Source organism: Streptomyces sp. NPDC111520 (genome assembly GCF_055635295.1).
In genome coordinates, this window is sequence record NZ_JBVKBW010000027.1 from 25795 (window position 1) to 48981 (window position 23187).

Annotated in this window: 20 protein-coding genes; 12 read left to right on the plus strand and 8 right to left on the minus strand. The window is 73.0% G+C overall.

What is annotated here, in order from left to right; genetic code table 11:
• The first annotated feature begins 61 nt into the window (after nucleotides 1-61).
• From sbnA to ACZ7MY_RS38490, 4 genes are all read left to right on the plus strand, one after another.
• On the plus strand, nucleotides 62-1153 hold the full coding sequence (gene sbnA, locus ACZ7MY_RS38475; protein ID WP_499609761.1) for a 2,3-diaminopropionate biosynthesis protein SbnA: 1092 nt from the start codon (nucleotides 62-64) through the stop codon (nucleotides 1151-1153).
• A gap of 199 nt (nucleotides 1154-1352) precedes the next feature.
• A complete protein-coding gene (locus tag ACZ7MY_RS38480) occupies nucleotides 1353-1634 on the plus strand; it encodes a hypothetical protein (protein ID WP_499609763.1) in 282 nt (93 codons plus the stop codon).
• Between the two features lie 417 nt (nucleotides 1635-2051).
• On the plus strand, nucleotides 2052-3446 hold the full coding sequence (locus tag ACZ7MY_RS38485) for a phosphoinositide-specific phospholipase C-related protein (RefSeq protein ID WP_499609766.1): 1395 nt from the start codon (nucleotides 2052-2054) through the stop codon (nucleotides 3444-3446).
• A 2-nt stretch (nucleotides 3447-3448) separates the two neighbouring features.
• Nucleotides 3449-5392, plus strand: coding sequence for a glycoside hydrolase family 5 protein (locus ACZ7MY_RS38490; RefSeq protein WP_499609769.1), 1944 nt, complete (start codon nucleotides 3449-3451; stop codon nucleotides 5390-5392).
• A 55-nt stretch (nucleotides 5393-5447) separates the two neighbouring features.
• On the opposite strand, the gene ACZ7MY_RS38495 is transcribed toward ACZ7MY_RS38490, so the two are convergent.
• Complete coding sequence (locus ACZ7MY_RS38495) at nucleotides 5448-6887, minus strand: cellulose binding domain-containing protein (RefSeq protein WP_499609771.1); 1440 nt, start codon at nucleotides 6885-6887, stop codon at nucleotides 5448-5450.
• 238 nt (nucleotides 6888-7125) lie between these two features.
• On the opposite strand from ACZ7MY_RS38495, the gene ACZ7MY_RS38500 reads away from it, so the two are divergent.
• The 4 genes from ACZ7MY_RS38500 to ACZ7MY_RS38515 all read left to right on the plus strand — a co-directional run bounded on the left by ACZ7MY_RS38500 (nucleotide 7126) and on the right by ACZ7MY_RS38515 (nucleotide 10049).
• On the plus strand, nucleotides 7126-7968 hold the full coding sequence (locus ACZ7MY_RS38500) for a GntR family transcriptional regulator (RefSeq protein ID WP_499609774.1): 843 nt from the start codon (nucleotides 7126-7128) through the stop codon (nucleotides 7966-7968).
• Between the two features lie 100 nt (nucleotides 7969-8068).
• Entirely contained in the window at nucleotides 8069-8665 is a 597-nt protein-coding gene (locus ACZ7MY_RS38505) for a DUF4328 domain-containing protein (protein ID WP_499609777.1), read from the plus strand.
• Nucleotides 8662-9414: a PhzF family phenazine biosynthesis protein gene (locus ACZ7MY_RS38510; RefSeq protein ID WP_499609780.1), complete on the plus strand. Its 753-nt coding sequence runs from the start codon at nucleotides 8662-8664 to the stop codon at nucleotides 9412-9414. The genes ACZ7MY_RS38505 and ACZ7MY_RS38510 overlap by 4 nt, the downstream gene beginning before the upstream one ends.
• A 179-nt stretch (nucleotides 9415-9593) precedes the next feature.
• Nucleotides 9594-10049: a hypothetical protein gene (locus tag ACZ7MY_RS38515; RefSeq protein ID WP_499609783.1), complete on the plus strand. Its 456-nt coding sequence runs from the start codon at nucleotides 9594-9596 to the stop codon at nucleotides 10047-10049.
• Nucleotides 10050-10060: 11 nt separating this feature from the next.
• Here the strand turns inward: ACZ7MY_RS38515 and ACZ7MY_RS38520 are convergent, their stop codons facing one another.
• Nucleotides 10061-10444, minus strand: coding sequence for a hypothetical protein (locus ACZ7MY_RS38520; protein WP_499609785.1), 384 nt, complete (start codon nucleotides 10442-10444; stop codon nucleotides 10061-10063).
• A 171-nt stretch (nucleotides 10445-10615) separates the two neighbouring features.
• On the opposite strand from ACZ7MY_RS38520, the gene sigJ reads away from it, so the two are divergent.
• Complete coding sequence (gene sigJ, locus ACZ7MY_RS38525; RefSeq protein ID WP_499609788.1) at nucleotides 10616-11572, plus strand: RNA polymerase sigma factor SigJ; 957 nt, start codon at nucleotides 10616-10618, stop codon at nucleotides 11570-11572.
• A 27-nt stretch (nucleotides 11573-11599) separates the two neighbouring features.
• Here sigJ and ACZ7MY_RS38530 read toward each other — a convergent pair whose 3' ends face one another.
• The 4 genes from ACZ7MY_RS38530 to ACZ7MY_RS38545 all read right to left on the minus strand — a co-directional run bounded on the left by ACZ7MY_RS38530 (nucleotide 11600) and on the right by ACZ7MY_RS38545 (nucleotide 15965).
• Nucleotides 11600-11959 carry a nuclear transport factor 2 family protein gene (locus ACZ7MY_RS38530; protein ID WP_499609790.1) on the minus strand — a complete coding sequence of 120 codons (360 nt, stop codon included), beginning with the start codon at nucleotides 11957-11959 and terminating at the stop codon, nucleotides 11600-11602.
• 76 nt (nucleotides 11960-12035) lie between these two features.
• Nucleotides 12036-13679 carry a M4 family metallopeptidase gene (locus tag ACZ7MY_RS38535; protein WP_499609793.1) on the minus strand — a complete coding sequence of 548 codons (1644 nt, stop codon included), beginning with the start codon at nucleotides 13677-13679 and terminating at the stop codon, nucleotides 12036-12038.
• Between the two features lie 273 nt (nucleotides 13680-13952).
• Entirely contained in the window at nucleotides 13953-14732 is a 780-nt protein-coding gene (locus tag ACZ7MY_RS38540; protein WP_499609795.1) for a crotonase/enoyl-CoA hydratase family protein, read from the minus strand.
• A gap of 36 nt (nucleotides 14733-14768) precedes the next feature.
• Entirely contained in the window at nucleotides 14769-15965 is a 1197-nt protein-coding gene (locus tag ACZ7MY_RS38545) for an alginate lyase family protein (RefSeq protein ID WP_499609798.1), read from the minus strand.
• Nucleotides 15966-16271: 306 nt separating this feature from the next.
• On the opposite strand from ACZ7MY_RS38545, the gene ACZ7MY_RS38550 reads away from it, so the two are divergent.
• Complete coding sequence (locus ACZ7MY_RS38550; protein ID WP_499609801.1) at nucleotides 16272-17066, plus strand: SDR family NAD(P)-dependent oxidoreductase; 795 nt, start codon at nucleotides 16272-16274, stop codon at nucleotides 17064-17066.
• Between the two features lie 114 nt (nucleotides 17067-17180).
• Here ACZ7MY_RS38550 and ACZ7MY_RS38555 read toward each other — a convergent pair whose 3' ends face one another.
• Together ACZ7MY_RS38555 and ACZ7MY_RS38560 are read right to left on the minus strand one after the other, a co-directional pair.
• Complete coding sequence (locus ACZ7MY_RS38555) at nucleotides 17181-17618, minus strand: subtilase-type protease inhibitor (protein WP_499609804.1); 438 nt, start codon at nucleotides 17616-17618, stop codon at nucleotides 17181-17183.
• 298 nt (nucleotides 17619-17916) lie between these two features.
• Nucleotides 17917-19485 (minus strand): cellulose binding domain-containing protein, encoded by a 1569-nt coding sequence (locus tag ACZ7MY_RS38560; RefSeq protein WP_499609806.1) that lies wholly within the window; start codon nucleotides 19483-19485, stop codon nucleotides 17917-17919.
• Between the two features lie 261 nt (nucleotides 19486-19746).
• On the opposite strand from ACZ7MY_RS38560, the gene ACZ7MY_RS38565 reads away from it, so the two are divergent.
• Together ACZ7MY_RS38565 and ACZ7MY_RS38570 are read left to right on the plus strand one after the other, a co-directional pair.
• Nucleotides 19747-21459: a hydrogenase maturation protein gene (locus ACZ7MY_RS38565; RefSeq protein WP_499609809.1), complete on the plus strand. Its 1713-nt coding sequence runs from the start codon at nucleotides 19747-19749 to the stop codon at nucleotides 21457-21459.
• A gap of 579 nt (nucleotides 21460-22038) precedes the next feature.
• The gene (locus tag ACZ7MY_RS38570; protein ID WP_499609812.1) at nucleotides 22039-23124 is read left to right on the plus strand and encodes an NADH-quinone oxidoreductase subunit B family protein; all 1086 of its coding nucleotides are present in this window, start codon (nucleotides 22039-22041) and stop codon (nucleotides 23122-23124) included.
• Nucleotides 23125-23187: the final 63 nt, after the last annotated feature.

Sequence of the window (23187 nt, forward strand, 5' to 3'; positions counted from 1 at the left end):
GGCCGCTGACGCGCTGCTCCCCCGTCTGGACGGGACAGGCGCTGCAGATGAGGAGGCCATCGTGACAGTCATATCCGTTCCCCAGGCCTTCAACGAGGAACAGCTCTTCGTCGACCTCGAGTCGATCTTCGGGCAGTCGCTCTTCCTCAAGTGCGAGGGCTTCAACTTCGCCGGTTCGATCAAGCTCAAAGCCGCGACCGAGATGGTGGAGACCGCCGAGCGGGAGGGGATCCTGACTCCCGATTCGATCCTGGTCGAGTCCTCGTCCGGCAACCTGGGCGTGGCCCTGAGCATGATCGCCGCCAGCAAGGGCTACCGGTTCCTGTGCGTCACCGACGCGCGGTGCAACCTGTCGACCCGGCTGCTGATGAAGGCCCTGGGCAGCCAGGTGCACATCATCTCCGGGCCGGACGCCCACGGCGGCTACCTGGGCGCGCGCCTGGACTTCGTCCGCGCGCTGTGCGCCTCGGACGACCGGTACGTCTGGCTCAGCCAGTACACGAACCCGGGCAACTGGCGGGCGCACTACCGGACGACCGCTCCGGAGATCGCGCGGCAGTTCCCCGAGGTCGACGTCGTGTTCGTCGGCGCCGGCACCACGGGGACGCTGATGGGCTGCGCCCGCTGGTTCCGCGAGTGGTCCCGGCCGGTCAAGGTCGTCGCGGTGGACAGCGTCGGCTCCGTGACGTTCGGCGGGGCACCCGGCCGCCGGATGATCCCCGGGCTGGGCATGAGCGTCCATCCGCCGCTGCTCGACGAGTCCTTCGTGGACGAGGTCGTCCTGGTCGAGGAGGCCGACACCATCCGCGCCTGCCACCGGCTGGCCCGTCGCGGGTTCCTGTTCGGCGGCTCGACGGGCACGGTGGTCAGCGGCGCGACGAGCTGGCTCGAGAAGAACGGCGCCCCCGGCCTCACGTCGGTGGCGATCGCGCCGGACCTCGGCGAGCGCTACCTCGACACGATCTACCAGAGCAACTGGCTCCAGGACCTGTACGGCGAGGACGTCCTCGAACCGGACGAACGGGCCGACACCTCCTGGGCCGACCCCGCGTGGGCGGCGGCGGCCGAGGCCGCCTGGGCCAGTGCCCCTCCGGCGCCCCCCGTCGAACCGGCGACGACGCCGTCGGTCTCCCCCGACGGTCAACTGCACTGACGCCGGGCGGCGACGCCGCCCCCGTCGACCACATGCTGCTGCGGCGGTCACCGACCGCCGCAGCAGCACGTCCGCGCCCGGAGCGCAATGGCCGGATCCGGCGGGCGGGGGTGAGTACGGGTACTCATCCGCGCCCGGGGCGCCCGCCCGTAGCCTCGTCACACGGTCGGGAACGACACGTGGGACCAAGGGGGAACCGATGACGATCCGCCGCACCGCCACCGCTCTGGCACTGTCCGCCGCCACCTTGCTGATCGCCGCGGGAGCGGTCACCACCGCGGACCGGGGCCCCGCGGCCCCGGCACGGGCGTGGGTCGGCCCCGGCGTCGTCCGCGCATGGGTGGGCCCGGGCGCCACCACCGACGCCTGGGTCGGGCCGGGCGTGGTCAAGGCCTGGGTGGGCCCGGGCGTGGTCCGCGCGTGGGTCGGCCCCGGAGCCACCACCGACGCCTGGGTCGGACCCGGCGTCGTCAAGGCCTGAGCCCGGCAGCGCGCACCGCGGGCCGGTGACGAGCCGGTCCGCACCCCGCGGGAACAGGGGCCTGAGCGACACACCCCGTAGATGCCGTGTGCGACCACGCGCGGGCCCTGGCCCCGGCACACCCCGTGCACGACCCAGGCCCGGCATCACCAACGCATGAGCCCGTCAGCGCGCACCCCGGGCCCGCGACGGGCCGGCCCACACACCTCAGGAACAGGGGCCCGAGCGACACACCCCGCAGATGCCGGGCGCGACCACGCGCGGGCTCCGTGCACGAGCCGAAGCTCATCGTCGCCAACCCCTGCACGGACCCCCGGACCACCGCGCGACACCCGCCCGGCCGTGACCCGAGGGGCCAGACGCACCCCGTCCAAGACGCCCTTACATGGCAAGCGTTACCGGTGGTATGTCATGCGCATGACTACCTCTCGGAGCAATCGCTTCGTCTCCCTCCCCCGCGCCGGCGCCGTGGCGGCCGCGGTCGTGGCCGCGACCGTGGCCCTGCCCGGGCTTCCCGCGGGGGCCGCCGCCGTCGCCGCGCCCGGCGGCACCCTCTACGTGCAGAGCGCCGTGAACGGCCTGAACGCCTCCGACAGCGGCGGCACCGTGGCACTGCACCGGCCCAAGGGTAACGAGGACCGCCAGCAGTGGACGGCCGTCACCGTCCCCGGAGGGCAGGAACTGCGCAGCACCGACGACGCCGGCCGCTGCCTCGGCCGCTCGGGCGCCGACGCGGCGATCGTGGCGTGCGGGGGCGCGAGCGCCGCCTGGGAGATCACGGCGGCCGGCGACGGGACCTACTCGCTGGGCGTGCCGGGCACCGCGGACCGCCTGACGCTGGCCGAGGCGCCGGCCGGGGGCGTGTACCCGGAGCGGCCGCGCGTGGGCGCCGCGGGCCCGCTGTCCCGGTGGTACCTCACGCCCAGCCCGCTCCCCCGGGCCGCCATGCCGCCCGCCGACGCGCGCACCCTGGACCAGGTCACCTTCCTGACCGCGCACAACGCCTTCGCCAACGGCGTCGACGGCGGCTTCGCGCCACCCTTCGTCAACCTCTTCCCCAACCAGTCGCGCGGCATCTCGCAGCAACTGGACGACGGGGTCCGCGGCTTCATGATGGACATCCACCAGACACCGGACGGCGCGATCCTCTGCCACAACAGCTGCACGCTGGTCAGCCGCCCCGTCGCGCTCTGGGTGGACCTGCAGCGGATGGTCGACTTCCTCCGGCAGCACCCGGGGCAGTTCGTCACCGTCTTCCTGGAGGACTACGTCTCCCCCGAGGTGCTGCGCTCCGAACTCTCCCGGGTCGACGGCCTCTACGACGTCCTCTACCGCCCCGACCAGGACGGCGTGCGCGAACACGGCTGGCCCGCCATGGGCGACCTGGCCGCGCGCGGCGAGCAGTTGATGATCTTCACCGACCGGACCCGTGGCTCCGACACCGGCCTGAAGCGCGACAGCTTCGGCGTGATGTACCAGCAGGAGTGGACCGTGGAGAACTACTGGTCGATGGGCTCCGGGGCGAGCACCTCCGACTGGTCCTGCTACAGCCGCTGGTACGGCGCCGGGGCCAACGTGCCGCTCACCCGCGAGGAGCCCGGGTTCCGGCCGCTCTTCGTGATGAACCACTTCCGGGACACGACCCTCGCCGGCACCGCGGCCACCGACAACGGCAAACTGCTCAACCGCACCCGGAACTTCTGCGAGCCGGCCGCCCGCAAGAAGCCGACGTACGTGGCCGTCGACCGCTACGACCTCGGCTCGCCGATGACCGCGGTCGACCAGCTCAACACCTCCGTCGTGGTGCCGTAGCCGTGGCCGCGACGTTACCGCGCCGGCCCCTCACGGCCGTGGCCGCCGTGCTCGTCACCCTCATCGGCCTGCTCACCCCCACGACCGCCCTCGCGCGCGAACCCGGGCCCTCGGCCCCGTCCGCCCCCGCCGCGCCGGCCACCGCACTCGCCGCGTCCTGGACCCCGCCGCTCAGCACCCGCGGGCGCTACATCGTCGACGCCGACGGCGACCGCTTCAAGCTCAGGTCCGGCAACTGGCACGGCGCCAGCGGCACCTGGAACGGCTCGGGCGATGCCGCCGACCCCGCGAACCACCACGCGGGCGAGGACTCCGGCCGCATGCCGCTGGGTCTGGACCGGGCGCCGATCGCCGAGATCCTCGACGGCTTCGCGGAGCTCGGGCTCAACAGCGTCCGGCTGCCGTTCTCCGACGAGATGATCCACGACACGGTCCCCGTCACCGACGCGTCCGTCGCCGCCAACCCCCGACTGCGCGGGAAGACCCCCCTCCAGGTCTACGACGCCGTGGTCGCCGCCCTCACGGACGCGGGCTTCGCCGTCGTCCTCAACAACCACACCAACACCACCCGCTGGTGCTGCGGCGTGGACGGCAACGAGCGATGGAACGCCTCGCAGTCCACCGGGACGTGGGAGGAGGACTGGCTGTTCATGGTCCGCCGCTACCGCGACAACAAGCGCGTCGTCGGCGCCGACCTCTACAACGAGGTGCGCCGCTCCGTATGGGACGACCCCAACTGGGGCCTCGGCGACGACCACGACTGGTTCGCCGCCTCGCAAACCCTCGGCGACCGCATCCTCCAGGAGGCCAACCCCGATCTGCTGATCGTCGTCGAGGGCATCAACTGGACCGGCCTGCCCGTCGACGGCCTCCCCCACGACCGCCCCACCCTGGAGCCCGTCCAGCGCCTCTCCCACACCCTCGTCCGGTCCGGGAAGCTGGTGTACTCCGCGCACTTCTACGGCTACACCGGCCCACGGCACAGCGGCGCGACGGGGATCGGCGAGACCCACGACCCGCGCTACAGCGACCTCGGCCGCGACGAGCTGTACGCGGAGCTGCGCAGGCAGGCCTTCTACGTGTCCTCGGACACCGGACGGCACTACACCGCGCCGCTGTGGATCAGCGAGTTCGGCGTCGGCGGCCGGGAGGAGACGAACGAGAGGACCCGCGCCTGGTTCGCCGACTTCACGGACTTCCTGATCCAGAACGACACCGACTTCGCCTACTGGCCCCTCGTCGGTTGGCACGAGAACCGCCGGGGCAACGGCTGGGCGCTGCTGCACTGGGACTCCGCCGGTCACCGCATGGGCCTGTACGACGGTGACGACTGGCGGGCCGACGCATGGTCCCGGCTGGTCGGCAACCCCGGCCGCACCGGGTACGTGGCTCCCGTCGGCCGCTGGTCGATGCTCGCGCCGGACCACGGCGACGCCGTGCAGAGCCTGCGCATGCGCGCCCGCCCCGACTGGGACGTCGGTGCGCGCAAGGTCGCGTGCCCGGACGGGCAGCGGCTGATCGGGCTGGCCCACACCGGCAACCGCGGTCTGTGCACCGACACCGGCGCCGGGGACCTGTGGGCCTCCTCCGGGGCGTACCAGGTCGTCACCGACGAGCGGTACGTGCCTTCCGGCGGCGACTGGGCCTCGGGCTACACCAAGTACCAGTGCCCGGCCGGGTCGTTCCTCGCCGGCTACGCGGTCCGCGGCGCCGCCGTCTCCAGCGCGCTGTGCGCCACCGCGGGCACGGCCCTGGGCGGTGCCGGGCGCAGCGTGTGGTTCGACCGGGGCGACGACCGTCCCGCGTCGGGGGCCGGGGGGGACTTCGCGTACGGCAGCTACAAGGGTCAGTGCGCGGACGGCGAGTACGCGGCGGGCATCGCCTTCACCGGCCGCTTCGGCTCCTCCCGTACGCCGGACGCGCTCTACTGCCGTTCGCTTCCGTAGGCCGTGCCGCCGCCCACCGCGCCCCTGTGGCGGTGGGCGGCGGCACGGGGGCCGGTCAGCTGCCCGGGACGGTGTCGGTGAAGGCGGTGCCCGCGGTGCGGTAGGCGGCGACCCTCGCGGCGACCTGGGCCGGGGTCAGTTTCTGGTCCTTGACGAAGTAGACGTAGTCCACCTGCTGGTTGTACGAGCGCGGGGTGCTGCCCGTCTGGCCCGTGAGGTCGATCAGCCAGTGGTTGAAGTCGATCCACTGGCTGGTCTCCGGCAGGTAGGGCTCGCCGTGGGTGCCGAAGACCTGGCCGTCGATGTAGTAGGTGATGGCGCTGTTGTCGATGGTGATCTGCAGGTCGTGCCACCCCTCGTAGCTCTGGCGGTTCTCGGAGTGGGTGTTGACCGCGTTCCACGGGTCCGGGTTGTAGGTCTCCCAGGACGTCGTGTACATGATGTTGCTCGGCTCGCCCCAGCCGCCGTTCGGCAGGTACTCGAAGTCCTGCTCGCTGTAGTTCGGGTCCATCGGCGCGTTGAGCGGCGTGAAGGCGAAGAAGGTCTGGACGACGTGGTCGCCGTCGGGGCCGCCGGTCGGCGTGTCGTTGAAGCGCACGCGGGCGGCGTAGGTGCCGTTGCGGAACTTGCGGGCGGTGGTCTGGACCTCGCTCTCCTTGGTGCCGGCGGCGGTGCCGTCGGTGGTGAGGCGCAGGTTCATGACCTTGTTGCTCCCGGTGCCCGCCACGAAGGTGACGTCCTGCGGGGACCAGGTGGCGCCCGGCACGCCGGGGCCGCCCTGGCCGGACTTCACGGTCCAGCCGTGGTTCTGCAGCGCGGGGTCGCTGCTGGAGGTGTAGCTGAAGTCGTCGAAGAGCGCCGGCGCGTCGGGGTCGGTCGGCGGGTCCGTCGGCGGGTCGGTCGGCGGGTCCGTGGGGTCGTTGCCGGCGGGCGCGGTGCCCCAGACGACCGAGCCGCCGCGCTGCACGGTGACCTTGTCCCAGTCGGCGTACGACGTCCGGGAGCCGTTGAAGGAGTAGTCGTCCGACTGGGTCAGGCGCTGCCAGTCCGCGCGGTAGAAGCGCAACTGCATGTCGCCGGTGTTCTGCCCGGGGGCGAGCGAGCCCGCGCCGGAGGTGAAGCCGATCTCCAGGTAACGGTCGGCGGTCGCGGTGGGGTTGGCGAGGTTGCCGAAGGTGCCGGTGATGTTGGCGCACCCCTTGACCGCCCAGGAGCAGGCGAAGCGGTATGCGGTGGTGGGGCTGTCGGCCTTGAAGTAGTAGCGCAGGGTCACCTCGCTCAGCGGGACGGAGGAGGTGCCCCGGTTGGTGATCTCGAGCCAGGGCTCGGCCTGGTCCGCGGTGGCCCCGGACGCGCTCGTCCGGTACTGGGCGGCGAGCGTCGTCGTCGCGGCGGACGCGGGCAGCGCGACGAGCCCGGCACAGGCGAGGCCCGCCGTCGCACAGGCGGCTATGGCGGTGCGGACCCGGGCGGTGGTGCGGAACGGTCCTGACATGGGGACCCCTTCCAGTCGGGTGGAGCGCGTGGGGGAGGGCTTACCACTTGGCAACTGGTCTTCCACTGGTAAGGGAAGGTGGCATAGACCAGATGAGGGGTCAAGTCCCTTGACAGGAAGGGAATTCGGGGCGCAGGCATCTCATGCGAGTGTCGGAAACGCTGGAGAAGTGGTCAGCAACTGGATAGCCTCGTGGGCGCGGCATTCACCGCACGGCCACGGAGAGGGGGCGGGGCACATGACGGGCGAGGCACCGCGGTCGCCGCTGAAGCGCGAACGGGTCCGCGACCACCTCCTGGAACTCGTCGAGTCACAGGCACCGGGCACCCCGATCCCGTCGGAGCGCGCCCTGTGCGAGCAACTGGACGTCTCCCGGCCCACCGTGCGCTCGGCCGTCGACGAACTGGTCACCACCGGTCTGCTCGTCCGGCGCCACGGGAGCGGCATGTTCGTCGCCCCTGCGAAGATCACCCAGGAACTCGCACAGGGGGAGAACGCCTTCAGCCTGCCGCAGGCCTCCGGCCACTGGCTCAGCCGCGTCCTGGAGTTCGCCACGGTGCGGGCGGGCGCCCGCGTCGGCCGCAAGCTCCGGGTGTCGCCCGCCGCCGAGATCGTCTACATCGCCCGGCTCCGCCTCGTCGACGGCGAGCCGATGGCCGTCGAGTACCTGCACGTACCGGCCGACCTCGTACCGGGCCTGCGCGCGGCCGACATGGAGGCCGGGGACTTCTACGCCTGCCTGCGGGAACGGCACGGCGTCCACGTCCACGAGGCCGTCCAGTCAATCGAGCCCACCGTCGCCAACGAGGAGGAGGCCCGGCTGCTGCAGGTGCCGGTGCTCTCCCCCGCGCTGCTCTTCGACCGCCTCACGAGCGACGCCGCCGGCCGCCCCGTGGAGTACGTGCACTCCCTCTACCGCGGCGACCGCTACCGCATCGTCTCCCGCCTGTCCCTCGCCGGCTCGGCGTCCGCGGGCCTGCCGGTGACGGCGGGCCACCACCCGGGCATGCCCCCCGACGAACGCGCCGCCCCGGCCGGCACGCTGGCCCACGTGGTGGGGGACGTACAGCCCCGCGGATGAGGACCCGCAACCCCGTACACACGTGCGCCCCGCAGCCCCTATGATCACTCCGCTCCCGTGTCCACCGGAGCCGCGCACGACCCGAGACAGGCCATCCACGATGTCCAGCAAGTCCCCCAAATCCCCCTTTCTGCTTGCCCGTTGCGCGCAGACGGCGATAGCCGCGGCCGCGATCCTGGACGTGTTCCGGGCGGTGGCGCTCCGGGACCACTACCTCCATCCCACGCGGTACAGCTCGGGCATGGTCTCCATGGTCTTCGTCTACGCCATGAACCTTGCGATCGTGCTCTTCCTCGTCTGGCTCGCACGGGCACGGCACAACGCGCACCTGCTGACGCCTCAGGCGTCCCTCCCGAGCCGCGGCTGGACCATCGGCGTGTGGTTCGTCCCGCTGGTCAACTTCTTCGTCCCGCGTCAGGTGCTCCTGGACATCGGGCGCGCGAGTTCGGTCTCGTGGCAGGAGACGCGCGACCGGACGGTCGTGAACCTCTGGTGGGCGGCCTGGCTCGGACACGGGCTGGCGCTCTGGATCGCGGGCTACGTCGATCCGGCCTCGATCCCCCTGGTCGCGCTCGCGGAGGCGTTCATGATCGCCGCGGCCGCACTGGCGGCCATCCTCATCGAGCGCATCACCACACTCCAGGACGCCGCGATCGGCACCCCGGGCGCCGCCCTCTCCCCCGTCGCACAGTCATGAGGCAGGCCACGGCCGTGACCGGCTACGACATCGTGCGGGTCTTCTGCGGACCCGACGGCGGACACGGCGACCGGATCGCCGTGGTGCGCGACGGGAGCGCCGTCACCGACGAGCAGGACCGCCTCGCCTTCGCCCGGCGGTCGGGTTCCGGCGAGACCGTGTTCGTCGACGACCCCGAGCGGGGCATCATCGACATCCGCTCCGCCGACGGGCGGCTGCCCTTCGCCGGCTCCCCCTGCATGGGCGCCGCCTGGCTGCTGGACGCCCCCGAACTCATCACCCCCGCCGGCGTCGTGGGTGTGCGCCTGGACGGCGAGTTCACCTGGCTGGAGGCCAGCCCCGCCTGGGCCCCACCCCGCACGCTGCGGCAGTACGACTCGCCCGAGGAGGTGGACGCGCTGCCCGTACCGCCGCCCGGCGAGTGGGTCTACGCCTGGGCCTGGGAGGACGAGCCCGCCGGACGCGTCCGCGCCCGCGGCTTCCCGGGCCGCGGCGACGGCGTCGCCGAGGTCGAGGCCACCGGGTCGGCGGCGCTCCTGCTCACCGACCGCCTCGACCGCGCCCTCAACATCGCCCAGGGCCGCGGCTCCCAGATCCTCACCGCCCCCGCACCGGACGGCCTGGTGGAACTCGGCGGCCGCGTCCACCTGGAGCGCGCCGTCCCCGGCACCCCCACCAGGACCCGCCCCGCGATCACCCTGGCCACCCCCGGCTCGTCCCGCCGCCGCATCCATCTGCTCGACCTCTGACCTGAGCACTGCTCTCCTCGTCCACCGCCGGGGCGGCGCATGCCCTGTGCCGCCCCGTTCCGGCGCCCTGGACGCATCACCGGCGGTCGGTCAGCCGGGGCGGGCTCCATGGGGCAGATCATCGGCCACACACCGATATTCCCTGGCCGCTGCATCCCGCCCCACCGCATCATGCACGCATGACCGAACGGTTGCGGGACAGCGCATGGCAGTACGTCGGGGGGATCCTGCACCTCGAGGACCTGCCGATGCTCGCCGCGCACGCGCTGGCCGACGGAGACGACTCGACCGCGCTGCGGGAACTCGCCGGACTCTCGCGCCGCGACGATCCGGCCGGGATCCGCGAGCTGTACCACCGGGCCCTGCACGAACTGGGCATCGCGCTACCGGACGACGAGACCGCCGGCCGGCGTGTGCTCCTCGACCGTGCGCAGGGGCTCCTCCAGGGTGACCTGACCTCGGTCGAAGTGGCGAACGGCCTCTCCGGAGCCGCGGCCCTCACACCGGAGGAGACGCACTTCCTGGGCACCGCAGCCGAGTACAGCGAGTGGCTGCTCCCTGCACTCCTGCCCGGCTGGGAACGTGAACTGCGCGCCGCGGCGCTCGCCCTGATGGCGGCCGCCGACCGGCCGTGACCCTGCGCCGGCTACGAGCGCCGGCCATACCACGCATGACCCAGCGCCAGCACGCTCAGGCCGAACATCAGCACGCCCAGGGGGACGTGGAGCGCGGGCCGGTGGGCGATGCCCAGCACCACTTGGACCGAGGCGAGGGCGAGGAAGCCCGAGGCGTACAGGATCGGGCGGGGCGATCCGCCGCCCGGCCGCCAGGCGAGGACCGCGGCGAGCACGTACAGCATCGACGCCGCGTACATCACCCGCGCCCCGGCGCTGTGCAGCGCCTCGCCGTGGGAGGAGGACAGCAGCAGCCCGGCGGTGGCCGCCTGGAAGAAGATCGCCGCTGTCTGCAGGGCGACGGCGACCTGCAGGAACGTGAGGCTGCGGTGTTCTGCCGTTGTGGGTGTGGCCATGGCTCGGTCCCTCGTCTTCCCTCTCGCGGCGGCGGACCGGTACGGTCCCCGTCAGTCCGACGACCAAGGCCCGCGAACTGTCAGGAGGCGCCCCGCCTGACGAACGGCGGCGTTGTCTCGTCGTAGGGGGGAGCGGAAGCGGACGGGACGGACGAGGGAGCGGTCAGGGCGATGAGCACCCCATTCCAGCCGGGGCGGGACGGGTCCGAGCCGGGCCTCCGCGCGGTCGTCGGCGAGCGGCGTCAATTGATCAACCTCGCCTACCGGTTGCTCGGTTCGCTGGCCGAGGCCGAGGACGCCGTGCAGGAGACGTACGCCCGCTGGTACGCGATGTCACGGGAGCAGCAGGAGGCGATCGCTTCGCCCGGGGCCTGGCTGACGACGGTGGCTAGCCGCGTGTGCCTTGACCTGCTCGGTTCGGCGCGCGTCCGGCGCGAGCGCTACGTCGGCTCGTGGATACCCGAGCCGTTGCCGGACCGCTCGGAGTGGACCGGTGGGACGGCCGGTGGCGGCGGAGGGCCCGAGTCGGCCGACCCCGCCGACCGGGTCACCCTGGACGAGTCCGTGACGATGGCCTTCCTCGTCGTGCTGGAGTCGATGACGCCGGCCGAGCGCGTGGCGTTCGTCCTGCACGACGTCTTCCGGTTCCCCTTCCCCGAGGTCGCCGGGATCGTCGGGCGGACGCCGGCGGCCTGCCGGCAACTGGCCTACTCGGCCCGGCGGCGGGTCCGCGCCGCGCGGGGTCCGGCGGCGCCGGCGGCCGGGCAGGCCGGGGTGGTGCGGGACTTCAAGGAGGCGTGGGAGGCCGGGGACATCAAGGCCCTGGTCGGCCTCCTGGATCCCGACGCCACGATGGTCGCCGACGGCGGCGGGCTGGCCGGCGCCGTGCTCCGGCCGGTCGAGGGCGGCGAGCGCATCGCCCGCTACCTGGTCCACATGGCGGGCCGGACCCCGGGGCTGACGCTGCTGGAACGGACGGTCAACGGCCGGCCCGGCCTGGTCGCCCGGCACGCCGGGGTCACCGTGACGGTGGCGGCGTTCGACGTCACCGGCGGCCGCGTCTCCCGCATCTGGGCGGTCCGCAACCCGGACAAGCTCCGCCCGTGGGCCGGGAGCGGCCCCTCCTGACGACTGCGCTCCCGCTCGGGCCCGGGCTCAGGCGACGTCCGCGCTGCCCTCGCGGTAGACCTTCGCCCAGGCGATGCGGCCGTCCCGGAGCCCGTAGAACGCCGCGACGGGGCAACTGCGGCGCTCGCCGCGGTGGGTGAGGGTCTCGGTCATCCGGCAGGCCGCGCGGTCCCCCTCGGCGATGAGGTCGTGGACCTCCAGGGTGGGGAGCAGCCCACGCATGGCCTCGTCGAAGAGTGCGGTGAGCGCGGCGCGGCCGCGCACCGTGGCGGTGCCGGTGATCCACACGGCGTCGTCGGTGAAACCGGCCAGGAGCGCTTCCAGGTCACGGGCGTTGAAGGCCCGTACGTGCGCGTGTATCGCCGCCGCCGCGTCGGTTGTCGTCACGGGGGCCAGTGTGGCAGGGAGCCGTGGGACCGGCCTGGCGGTGGCCGGTCCCACGGGTCCGCGGGTCCGCCGGGTGTCAGTTGACGCTGACGGCGGACCAGGCTGCGGCGACGGCCGCGTACTCGGTGCTCGCGGCGCCGTAGAGGTCGGTGGCGGCCTTGAGCGTGGCGGTGCGGGCGCCCGCGTAGTTGGTGCCGGAGGTCATGTGGACCGTCAGGGCCCGGTACCAGATCTTGCCGAGCTTGTCGCGGCCGATGCCGGACACCGTGGAGCCGTTGCAGGTGGGGCTGTCGTAGCTGACGCCGCCCACGGTCCTGGCGCCGCTGCCTTCGGCGAGCAGGTAGGCGAAGTGGTTGGCGACGCCGGAGGAGTAGTGGACGTCGAGGTTGCCGACCCCGGAGCTCCAGCAGTCGGCGGAGCTGCCGTCCTTGGAGGGCTTGTCCATGAAGCGCAGCGCGGGCTTGCCGAAGCCGGGCTTCACGATGCGCTCGCCGATGAGGTAGTCGCCGGTGTCGGAGGAGTTGCCGGCGTACCACTCGACCAGGGTGCCGAAGATGTCCGAGGTGGCCTCGTTGAGGCCGCCGGACTCCCCGGAGTAGGTGAGCGCCGCGGTGCGCGAGGTGACGCCGTGCGACATCTCGTGCCCGGCGACGTCGAGCGCGACCAGCGGCCCGAAGGTGGTGCCGTCGCCGTCGCCATAGGTCATGCAGAAGCAGCTGTCGTCCCAGAAGGCGTTGTTGTAGTTGTTGCCGTAGTGGACGCGGTTGTACGAGCCCTTGCCGTCGCCGGCGATGCCGCTGCGGCCGTGGACGGACTTGTAGTAGTCCCAGGTCTCGTCGGTGCCGTACTGGGCGTCGACGGCGGCCGTCGCGCGGTCGGCGGTGGTGCCGGTGCCCCAGTGGTTGTCGGCGTCGGTGAAGAGGACCGCGGGGGCCCGGGAGAAGCAGATGCCGAAGATGCACAGGTCGGTCTTGTTCTGCGCGTCGCCGGTGTAGGTGTTGCCGCGGGTGGGGTCCTTCAGCTGGTAGGTGCTGCCGCTGAGGGTGGTCTCCAGGGACACGGTGCCGCCGTACAGCGACGCGCCGTCGCCGGTGGCGGTCTCCAGGGCGTCCCAGGCGTCGATGCGGGCGCCCGAGCGGGCGTCGGTGAGGAGGACGCGTGCGGCGGGGTTGCCGAGGCTGTCGAGGCCGACGGCGGTGGTGCGCCAGGCCAGCCGGGGTGTGCCGTGCAACGCGTCGACGACGAGTTGCGGCTTCGCCTTGGCCTGCCGGAACGCGGTCCCGCGGTGGGCGGAGCGCAGGGCCGCCACGCCCTTGTCGGCGGCGGTGGCGGCCGGGACGGCCGGGGTCGTGCCGGGCACGGCCAGGTCGGAGCGGGTGGCGCGTTCGGCGCCCTCGTAGGCGCCGCCGGGGGCGAGGTGGACGACGAGGTCGCCGCCGAGGACGGGCAGTCCGCGGTAGGTGCGGTCGTAGCGGATGTGCTGGGCGCCGTCCGCGTCGGTGACGACGTCGCGGACGGTCCGGCCCTGCGCGGGGGTGACGGCGAGCCGGGTCGCGTGGGCGGTGACGGCGGCGTCGGCGCGGGCGACGCCGGTGGCCCGGGAGGGGAGGTCACGGCCGGACGCGGTCGCCGCGGACGGCGTCAGCAGGGCGGCGGTGACGGCGGTCGCGGCCAACGCCGCGGATATGACGGTCGCGGCACGTCTGGTGCTGGGCTGCATCGTGCTCCTCTGGTGGGGGGCGTGCGCGGTCCCCGCATCTGCGTCCGGCCACGGTGGGGCGGGCCCGGGTGCGGAGGTGAGGCGGTGCCAGATTTAAGTGCCCATGACATTCGGATGTCCAGAGCGCGTCCGTGGTCCACACACGGGAATCGGCCGAAGCACACACGGTGGTCACGCGTCGGGCGCGGTCGGCCCGTTGACCGGCGCGGAGCGGCCGCACGGTTCAGCCCGTTGACCGGCGCGGACCGGCCCCCGTCGGTCGGTCCGCGCCGGTCAGCTCCCGTCGAACGCGCCGTGCCTCCCCGCTCCCGAGGAGAAGCGTGCCGCGCCCTCCCCCGCTTCCGCGAGGGACACCCTGCCGTGCCGCAACTCGGTCTCCAGCGCGGCCGTTTCCCCCAGCCCCTCGGCCTCCAGCACCGCGAGCCGGTCGTGCCGTACGCAGGTCTGCGGGAAGGCCGCGATCTCCTCGGCGAGCCGTTCGGCCGCGGCGCGCGCCCCGCCGGCCGGGACGACCCGGTTGACCAGGCCCATGGCGTACGCCTCGGCCGCGTCCACCGGACGTCCCGTCAGGATCAGGTCCATCGCCCGCGAGGTGCCGATCAGCCGCGGCAGCCGTACCGTCCCGCCGTCGATCAGGGGCACGCCCCAGCGCCGGCAGAACACCCCGAGCACCGCGTCCTCCTCGGCGACCCGCAGGTCGCACCAGAGGGCCAGTTCCAGGCCGCCGGCCACCGCGTGACCCGAGATCGCCGCGATGACCGGCTTGCCCAGCCGCAGGCGGGTGGGCCCCATGGGCCCGTCCCCGCCGCCCCCCTCGGTCGCGTCGGTCACCTCGTTGCCGCGCGGGGTGCCGATGGCCTTGAGGTCGGCACCCGCGCAGAAGGTGCCGCCCTCGCCCCACAGCACGGCGACCGAGGCGCCGGGGTCGGCGTCGAACTCACGGAAGGCGTCGGCCAGTTCACGCGCCGTCGGACCGTCGACGGCGTTGCGCGCCGCGGGGCGCGAGAGCACCACCGTGGTGACGGGTCCGCTGCGCTCGACACGTACGGGCATGGCCTGTTCCCTCCGCCGCCGATCACCCCTGCCGGGTCAGGAGAGGTTATCGCCGTGGGTCAGGGTCTCCCAGGCGACGAAGAGGTTGTTGCTGCCGGCCGGACGCTGGGACTGGGTCAGCGCCTGGGTGTTGGTCATCGCGATGCCGAGCCGGTTGTGCAGCGCGTTGTAGCCGACCTCGGTCACCGGTCCGAGCCCGAGGTTGAGGTGCCCGCCGCACAGCCAGGACGGCACGGCCTCGCCCCGCTGGTACTTGGACTGGAAGCCCAGCGCCTGCCGGAGCCGCTCGCCGACCTGCGGGTAGAGGTCCTCGCCCTGGATGCGGCTGGTCTCCGCGACGTGCGAGATCGAGGAGATGCCGTAGCCGGTGTGCGTGAAGTCGCGGCAGGTCTCCTGGGTCAGACCGGTCACGAAGGTGGACTGCCCCTGCCAGTAGCCGACGATCTCGTCCCGGGTGTCGAGCCCGCTGCCGGGCACGGTCCTGGGCAGCGCGCCGTCGGTGTCCAGGTACACGTACGCGGCCACGCGGTTCAGGTAGCGCGTGACGGCCTTGTCGTACGAGGTGCGGTCGTCGAGGAAGACGGAGATGCCGACGGCGGCCTCCATCATGCTCAGCTCCCAGTTGCCGTTGCTCTTGGAGCCGTTGATGACCTCGGGGAGGTAGACGTTGCGCAGCATGGTGGCGAAGCGGTTCACGTTCGGCCAGCCGGTGTAGGTGTAGCGGATGATCTCCGCCGCGCGGGGCCACACCGAGCCCGCCCAGCCGGTCTGCAGCGGGGCGTTGCTGTTGGTGTGGTCGGTGATGGTGGCCGACCAGGCGTCCATCAGCTGGATCGCCTTCTGCGCGTACTTGGCGTCACGGGTGACGTACCAGGCCAGCGCGTTGGTGTAGGCCGCGATGGCGTCCTCGCGCTCGTCGGTGCAGCCGTAGTTGGGGTTGGAGTACGAGCCGCACTCGACGACCGCGCGCGGCTTGGGGGTGCGCGACTGCGAGGCGTAGGCCGACGCCATCATCTGGTCGTACGCGCCCTTCCAGGGCTGCGCCCCGGCCTGCACCTTTCCGCGTACGAAGTCGAGTTGGGCACGGCTGACCAGGACGCCGGGATGGCTGAACGCGGCCGGCGCGGCCTCGGCTCGGCCACCGCCGGGCAGCGCGGCCAGGAGGGCGGCGACCAGCGCCGCGACGAGGGCGAAGATGCCCTTGGTGAGGAGACCTTGGGACCTGTGGGACATGGGGGGACGCCTTCCCAGGAGACGGCGTGTTCACGTGGGTGAACTGCGAATGCACCCGTGAACACTGCGATTGAGGGATGACGGTAGGACTAGACCAATACGCCGTCAAGTCCCCTGGCATGGACGGCTGATACCTGCCACCGCGCCCCGTACGGCTGTGCGACACCGCCGCGGTGGAAGGACACGTATCTGACCCGCCCTCATCCCCCGGCACTGCCGGCGGCCCTCGGCCGGCGGCGCTCCGATGGCGGCCCCGTCCCCCCTCCCCCAGGCTCGATACGCATCCGTCCTCCCGAAGGGGTCCCCATGGAACTGCACCTCGTGGGCAAGGTCGCGGTCGTCACCGGAGCCGGCCGGGGCATCGGCCTGGCGGTGACACGGACGCTCGCGCGAGAGGGGGTCCGTGTCGTCGCGGGCAGCCGCAGCGTCACCCCCGAGGCGGAGGCCCTCGTGGAGGCCTACGAGGTGACCCCCGTGGCCGTGGACCTCGCCGACCCGGAGGGCCCCGCCGAGCTCGTGCGGCAGGCCGCGGAGCGTTACGGCTCCGTCGACATCCTGGTCGGCAACGTGGGCTCGGGGACGTCCCGCGGCGGCTTCCTCGAGGTGGACGACGAGGAGTGGCGGCGCGTCTTCGAGATCTCCTTCTTCAGCGCCGTCCGCACGGCCCGCGCCGCGATCCCCCACATGCTCGAGGCGGGCGGCGGCGCGATCGTCAACGTCACCTCCGTCAACGCGCGCCTGCCCTTCCCGACGGTCGTGGACTACTCGGCCGCCAAGGCCGCGCTGGCGAACCTGACGAAGTCCCTGTCCGAGGAGTTCGCCCCGCACGGCGTCCGCGTCAACGCGGTCGCCCCCGGCCCCGTCCGCACGCCTTTCTGGACGGCCCCGGGGGCCTTCGCCGACCAGGCGGCCGCGGCGGCGGGGACCACCGCCCAGGAGGCGCTGGACTTGGTCGTGCCCCGCAGCATGGGCATCTCCACCGGGCGCATCACCGAGCCCGAGGAGGTGGCCGCCCTGATCGCCTTCCTCGCCTCCCCCGTCGCCGGCAACGTCACGGGGGCCGAGTTCACCATCGACGGCGGCCAGGTCAAGACGACCTGACGCCGCGCCGGAACGGGAAAACAGGGGCGGCCGACCCCGTCCCACGAGTCGGCCGCCCCCTCACAGGGCTCTCCCCCACGGTGAACCCCGTGGCCTTGGTTCACGGCATCGGCGTCAGAAGGCGAAGACGCCGGCCGTGTCGCTGCCGCGCAACACGCACGGGTTGCCGAAGGTCTGCGCGAAGGTGACGCGCCGGCCCTCCCAGACCCCGTCCGCGGTGACCACGACCGGGTCCCAGATCCGGGTGCAGACGACCCCCTGCGAGCCCGCCGTCACCGCCGCGAAGTCCCCGTGGACGGCGGTGAGTTCCGTACAGGCGGCGACCGGGTCGGGGTGGTCGCCGTACGGGGTGGGCCGGCAGCGCAGCACGACCGCCCGCTGTATCGTCGCCGTCGCGGGGTCTTCTCCCTTCCCCACGGACAGGACGAGCGCGGACGGCGCGTACAGGCTCGTCGCCCCGGCCGGCCGGGCCTCCGCCGAGCCGGCCACGACCCCCGCCGAACACACCGCCGCCACCAGGGCCAGGCAGGTCCCCACCGCACTGAACCGCATAGCGAACACTCCTTCGGCACTCGATCCGGATATCGGACGTCGAGGAGTCTTGTGCATCGGGCGCCCGCCCGTCACATCGCCTCCGCGACTTTCGGTCACCGGTTGTTCACAGTGTGTACTATCCGTTGTGTCGCACTTGCGGTGGGCTGGGCGTCCGGGTGAATGGACTCAGTGGAACCCGGGCCTCCGTGAAAGCGCCTTCACGGATCGGCACATCGTCTCCACATCGGCCGAAAGCAGCGGGCCGCCGCCGTGTTCAGCACACGACGACGGCCCGCGGGGACGGTTCCGGGAGGCGCTATCCTGTGTAGCCCGCGAAGATCCGCGAGAACTCGTAGGGCGACTGGGGGATGTTGGTGCACATGTACAGCGCGCCGGTGCAGGCGTTGCGGTCCCGGGTGGTCTCCCAGAAGGCGAGCATCCCCAGGTGCTTGCCCTGGGCGAAGCCCACCAGCTGGCGGGCGTCGGCCTGGTCGTAGATCCGGCCGTCGTCGTTCTGCCCGAGCATCGGCGTGACGCCGACCATCGCCCACACCTGGGCGTCGGACTTGCCGGGGTAGAGGGACTTGAGCTGGGCGAAGGTGCTGTTGGCCGCCTGGATCGCGGCGTCTCCGTAGTCGGCGCTGCGGTAGTAGTCCATCGCCATGATGTTGACGACGTCGAGGTTCACCCCGGCGTCGCGGGCCGAGCGCACGACGCCCAGACCGTCCGCCGTGAGCCCCTCCGGCAGGACGGGCAGGGTGAGCGAGATCCGCAGCCCGGGGTGGGCCTGCTGGAGGCGGGCCAGCGCCTGGGAGCGGCGGGCGACGGACGCCGGGTCGGCGGTGGCGGCGCCCTCGATGTCGAAGTCGGCGTAGGTCAGGCCGTAGGCGTTGACGACCGCGTTGTACTCGGCGTACAGCGCGTCCACGGAGCCGCAGGCCTGGGCGAGTTCGATGCCGGTGGCGCCGCCGAAGGAGATCTTGACGTCACCTCCGGCCGCGCGGATCGCGTCGATCTGGTCCTTGTTCCAGCCGTCGCGCGGGTCGTAGGCGTTGAACCACATCGCCTTGCACGACGAGGCGGTGATGAAGGCCATGGTGAAGCTCTTCAGGCCGCTCGCCGAGGACAGCGTGGTGAGGCTGGGCGTCGGCCAGGCGCCCATGTCGACGTAGGGGGCGGTGCGCACGCCGCCCGGGGGCGGGTTGGTGCCGCCGGAGGTGGTCGTCCCGCTGACCGCGCCGCTGTACGCGGAGGTGTTGCCCGCCGCGTCCTTGGCGCGGACCCGGAAGGAGTAGCCGGTGCTCGCCTGCAGCCCGGTGGCGGTGTAGGAGGTGCCGGTCACGGCGACGGGCGTGCCCCCGTCCCGGGAGACCTCGTAGCCGGCGACGCTGCCGGAGTTGTCGGTGGAGGCCGTCCAGCGGACGGTGAGGGAGGAGGAGGTGGCCGAGCCGACGCTCACCCCGCCGGGGACGCTGGGCGCGGTGGTGTCCGGGCCACCGCCGGAGCCGGTGCAGGAACCGCCGTTGAGCTTGCAGTTCGCGGGCGCGCCCGTGCCCGAGGAGACCCAGCCGAAGGCGGCGGTCGCGCCGGGCGCCAGCGTGCCGTTGTAGTCGCGGTTCTTGAAGGTGTAGTGGCTGCCGCTCTGGGTCATCAGGGTGTCCCAGTACGAGCCGACGCTCGTCCCCGACGGCAGGTCGAACTCGACGGTCCATCCGCTGAGGGTGGTGGTGCCGCCGTTGGTGATCGTGTACTGCCCCTGGTATCCGGTGTCCCAGGTGGCCGTCTTGACGAAGGCCGCGCTCGGGGCGGCCGCGGCGGCGGGCGGGGCGAGGAGCAGGACGAGCGCTCCGACGAGCGCGGTGACCAGGGCCAGAGTTCTTCGCATCCGGGCCTCCCGTGGGGGGGAACACGCAGTTGGTCTGTACCAAATGCATTTGGTGTAGACCTATCGAGTTGATGCGTGCGCGTCAAGACGTGGGGCGGTCCGGGATCCGGCGGCCGTACCACCCAGGGGCGGCCGGGCCGGTGCGATCGGGTGACCCGGCGGCCGGGCCGCGCCCGCGGGCACCCGCCGGGCGGGCATCATCGCTGGAGGCCGGGGCCGGTGCTCCCCCTCCCCGATCGTGCCGGGCGGCCGGGAGTCGTCATGCACATCCTGCTCATGGCGTCGGCGTTCAACAGCCTGACGCAGCGCGCGTACACGGAACTCGGCGAGCTCGGACACACCGTCGCCGTGGAGGTCACGCCGGACGGCGACGCGATGCGCGCGGCGGTCGCCCGCCACGAACCGGAACTCGTCGTCGCGCCCATGCTGACGGCGGCGATCCCCGAGGACGTCAGGACCGCCCGCACCTGCCTGATCGTGCACCCGGGACCGCCCGGCGACCGCGGCCCGTCCTCCCTGGACCGCGCCGTGCAGGAGGGCGTCGCCACCTGGGGCGTGACGGTGCTGCAGGCCGAGGAGGAGATGGACGCGGGCCCCGTGTGGGCCGCGGTGGCCTGCGCGGTGCCGCCGGTCGGCAAGAGCGACTGGTACCGGGGAGAGGTCTCTGACGCGGCGATGGAGGCCGTCCTGCTGGCGGTCGACCGGTTCGCCTCCGGCGCTTACGTCCCCCGGCGGCAGGGCGACCCGGCCCTCGGGGCGGTCGTCCGGGTCCGCCCGGTGCTCCGGCAGGACGAGCGCCGCATCGACTGGGCCGCCGACCCGACCGCGACCGTGCTGCGCAAGCTGCGTGCCGCCGACTCGCGGCCCGGCGTACTGGACGAGCTCCTCGGCACCCGCTGGTTCCTGCACGGCGGTCACCCCGAGGACCGGTTGCGCGGCGAACCGGGCCGGCTGCTGGCCACCCGGGCGGGCGCGGTGTGCCGGGCCACCCGGGACGGCGCCGTGTGGATCCCTCGGCTGCGGCCCCGCCGCGCGCCGGGCGGCCCGCCCACGTTCGCGCTGCCGGCCGTCACCGCCCTCGGCGCGCTCCTGCCGCCGCTGCCGGAGGACCCCCTGCCCCCGCAGTGCGCCGGCGACCGGGACAGCTGGGCCGACATCCGCTACCGCGAGGACGGCGCCGCGGGCGTCCTGTCGTTCACCTTCGCGGGCGGCGCCATGTCCGCCGCCGCCTGCCGGCGTCTCCTCACGGCGTACCGCCACGCCTGCACGCGGCCCACCTCGGTACTGGTGCTGGGCGGGGCCCGGGACGTGTTCTCCAACGGCATCGACCTGAAGGCCATCGAGGCCGCCGCGGACCCGGGGGCCGAGTCCTGGGCGGCCATCACGGCCATCGACGACCTCGTCGAGGCCGTCCTCACCACCACCGACCGCCTGGTGGTCGCCGCGCTCGGCGGCAACGCGGGCGCGGGCGGGGTGATGCTCGCCCTCGCCGCCGACGAGGTCTGGTGCCGCCAGGGCGCCGTGCTCAACCCGCACTACCGCCTCATGGGCCTGTACGGCTCCGAGTACTGGACGTACACCCTGCCCCGCCGGGTCGGCCCCGCCATGGCCGCACGCCTGACCGAGCGGGCGCTCCCGGTCGGCGCGGCCGCCGCCCTGCGGATCGGCCTGGTGGACCGGCTGCTGATGTGCGGCCCGCAGGAGTTCGGCGCCGACGTCGCCCGCCTCGCGGCCCGCCTGGCCCGTACGGCGGGGACCGGGCCCCGGATCGCCGCCAAGAAGGCGGAGGCCGAACGCCGGGAGGCGGAGCGTCCCCTGGCGTCCCACCGCGCCGAGGAGCTGTCCCGCATGCGCGAGGCCTTCTTCGACCCCCACGCCCCCTACCACTCCCTCCGCTCCGCCTTCGTCCACCGCCGCACCCCCACCGGGACCCCGCCGCACCTGTGGGAGACCCCGGCCCCCTCCTGCCCCTGAGACCGCCACTCCCGGAACGGGAGGCCCGGCGGCGCCGGCGACGACGCCCGGCCGGGAGCGCCCCAGGAGTCCACGCCGGAGCCGCGCGGGAACCCGGAGAACGCCGCCCGACTCGGGACACGGTCGTGGCCACCGCCGCGGCGACGGCAGCCCCGCAGCGCGGGACGCCGGGCAGCGGCGGCCGGCAGCGAGAGCCCGCAGATGTCCGCCCGCCGGGAGCCGGCCGCTCGCGCCGACGGCAGCCCGCGCGCCGAACGGCTTCCGCGACATCGCGACCCCCTACGCCGCTCCACCCCCCAGCGCGGGAGGCTCCGCGCGCTCGGACGGCCCGGCACCCCGCGACAGCGAACGGCCGGAAGCGAGAGCGCCAGGAGATCCGGCCACCGGCGCCCGGCCGCTCCCCCGCGCGCCCCGGCCGCGCGCCGAGCACCCTTGGCCACGGCTCAAGGGCCTGCGCCAGGCATCGCGGGGCGGTCACCGTATTGGCCCTCTTCGACGTCCCCTCCCGGCGAGCCACTCGCTATCAAGGGGGATAGATGCCTTTATGTGGCATTTGTCGCTCGATGAGGAGGCATCCCGATGGATGCGACTGCTTCGACCCAGAACGACGCCGCGCGGACCCCGGCAGCGGGGGACGAGGAAGCCCCGATCCACATTCTCTGGATCAACGCGGGGCTGAGTTGCGACGGCGACTCGGTGTCGCTGACCGCCGCGACCTTGCCCAGCATCGAGGAGATCGTCCTGGGCGGCCTTCCGGGCCTCCCCAAGATCCAGGTGCACTGGCCGCTGATCGACTTCGAGTGCGGTCCGGTGGGGGGCGCCGACACCTTCATCGAGTGGTTCTTCAAGGCCGAGCGCGGCGAGATCGAGCCGTTCGTCCTGGTCGTCGAGGGGTCCGTCCCCAACGAGGCGATCAAGGCGGAGGGCTACTGGTGCGGCTTCGGCGACAACCCCGAGACCGGCCAGCCGATCACCACCAGCGAGTGGATCGACCGTCTCGCGCCCAAGGCCCTGGCCGTGGTCGCCATCGGCACGTGTGCCACCTACGGCGGCATCCACGCCATGGAGGGCAACCCCACCGGCGCCATGGGCGTGCCGGACTACCTGGGCTGGGAGTGGAAGTCGAAGGCGGGCATCCCGATCGTCTGCGTGCCCGGCTGCCCGATCCAGCCCGACAACTTCGCCGAGACGCTGACGTACCTGCTCTACCAGGCGGCCGGCTCCGCGCCGATGATCCCGCTGGACGACAAGCTGCGCCCGGCCTGGCTGTTCGGCGCGACCGTGCACGAGGGCTGCGACCGGGCCGGCTACTACGAGCAGGGCCAGTTCGCCGACCGCTACGACTCGCCGCAGTGCCTGGTGAAGATCGGCTGCTGGGGCCCGGTCGTCAAGTGCAACGTCCCCAAGCGCGGCTGGATGGACGGCATCGGCGGCTGTCCCAACGTCGGCGGCATCTGCATCGCCTGCACGATGCCCGGCTTCCCGGACATGTTCATGCCGTTCATGGACGAGCCGCCCGGTGCGCGGCTGTCGAGCACCGCCAGCGGCGCGTACGGCGCCGCGATCCGGCGGCTGCGCTCCATCACGGCCAGGACCGTGGACAAGGAGCCCAAGTGGCGTCACACCGGCCGGAAGCTCACCACCGGCTACAAGGCGCCCTGGTGACCCCACGGCACCGCCCCGGCCACCGGCCACCCCCCTCCCCCGCCTGACGAAGGGCACGCACAC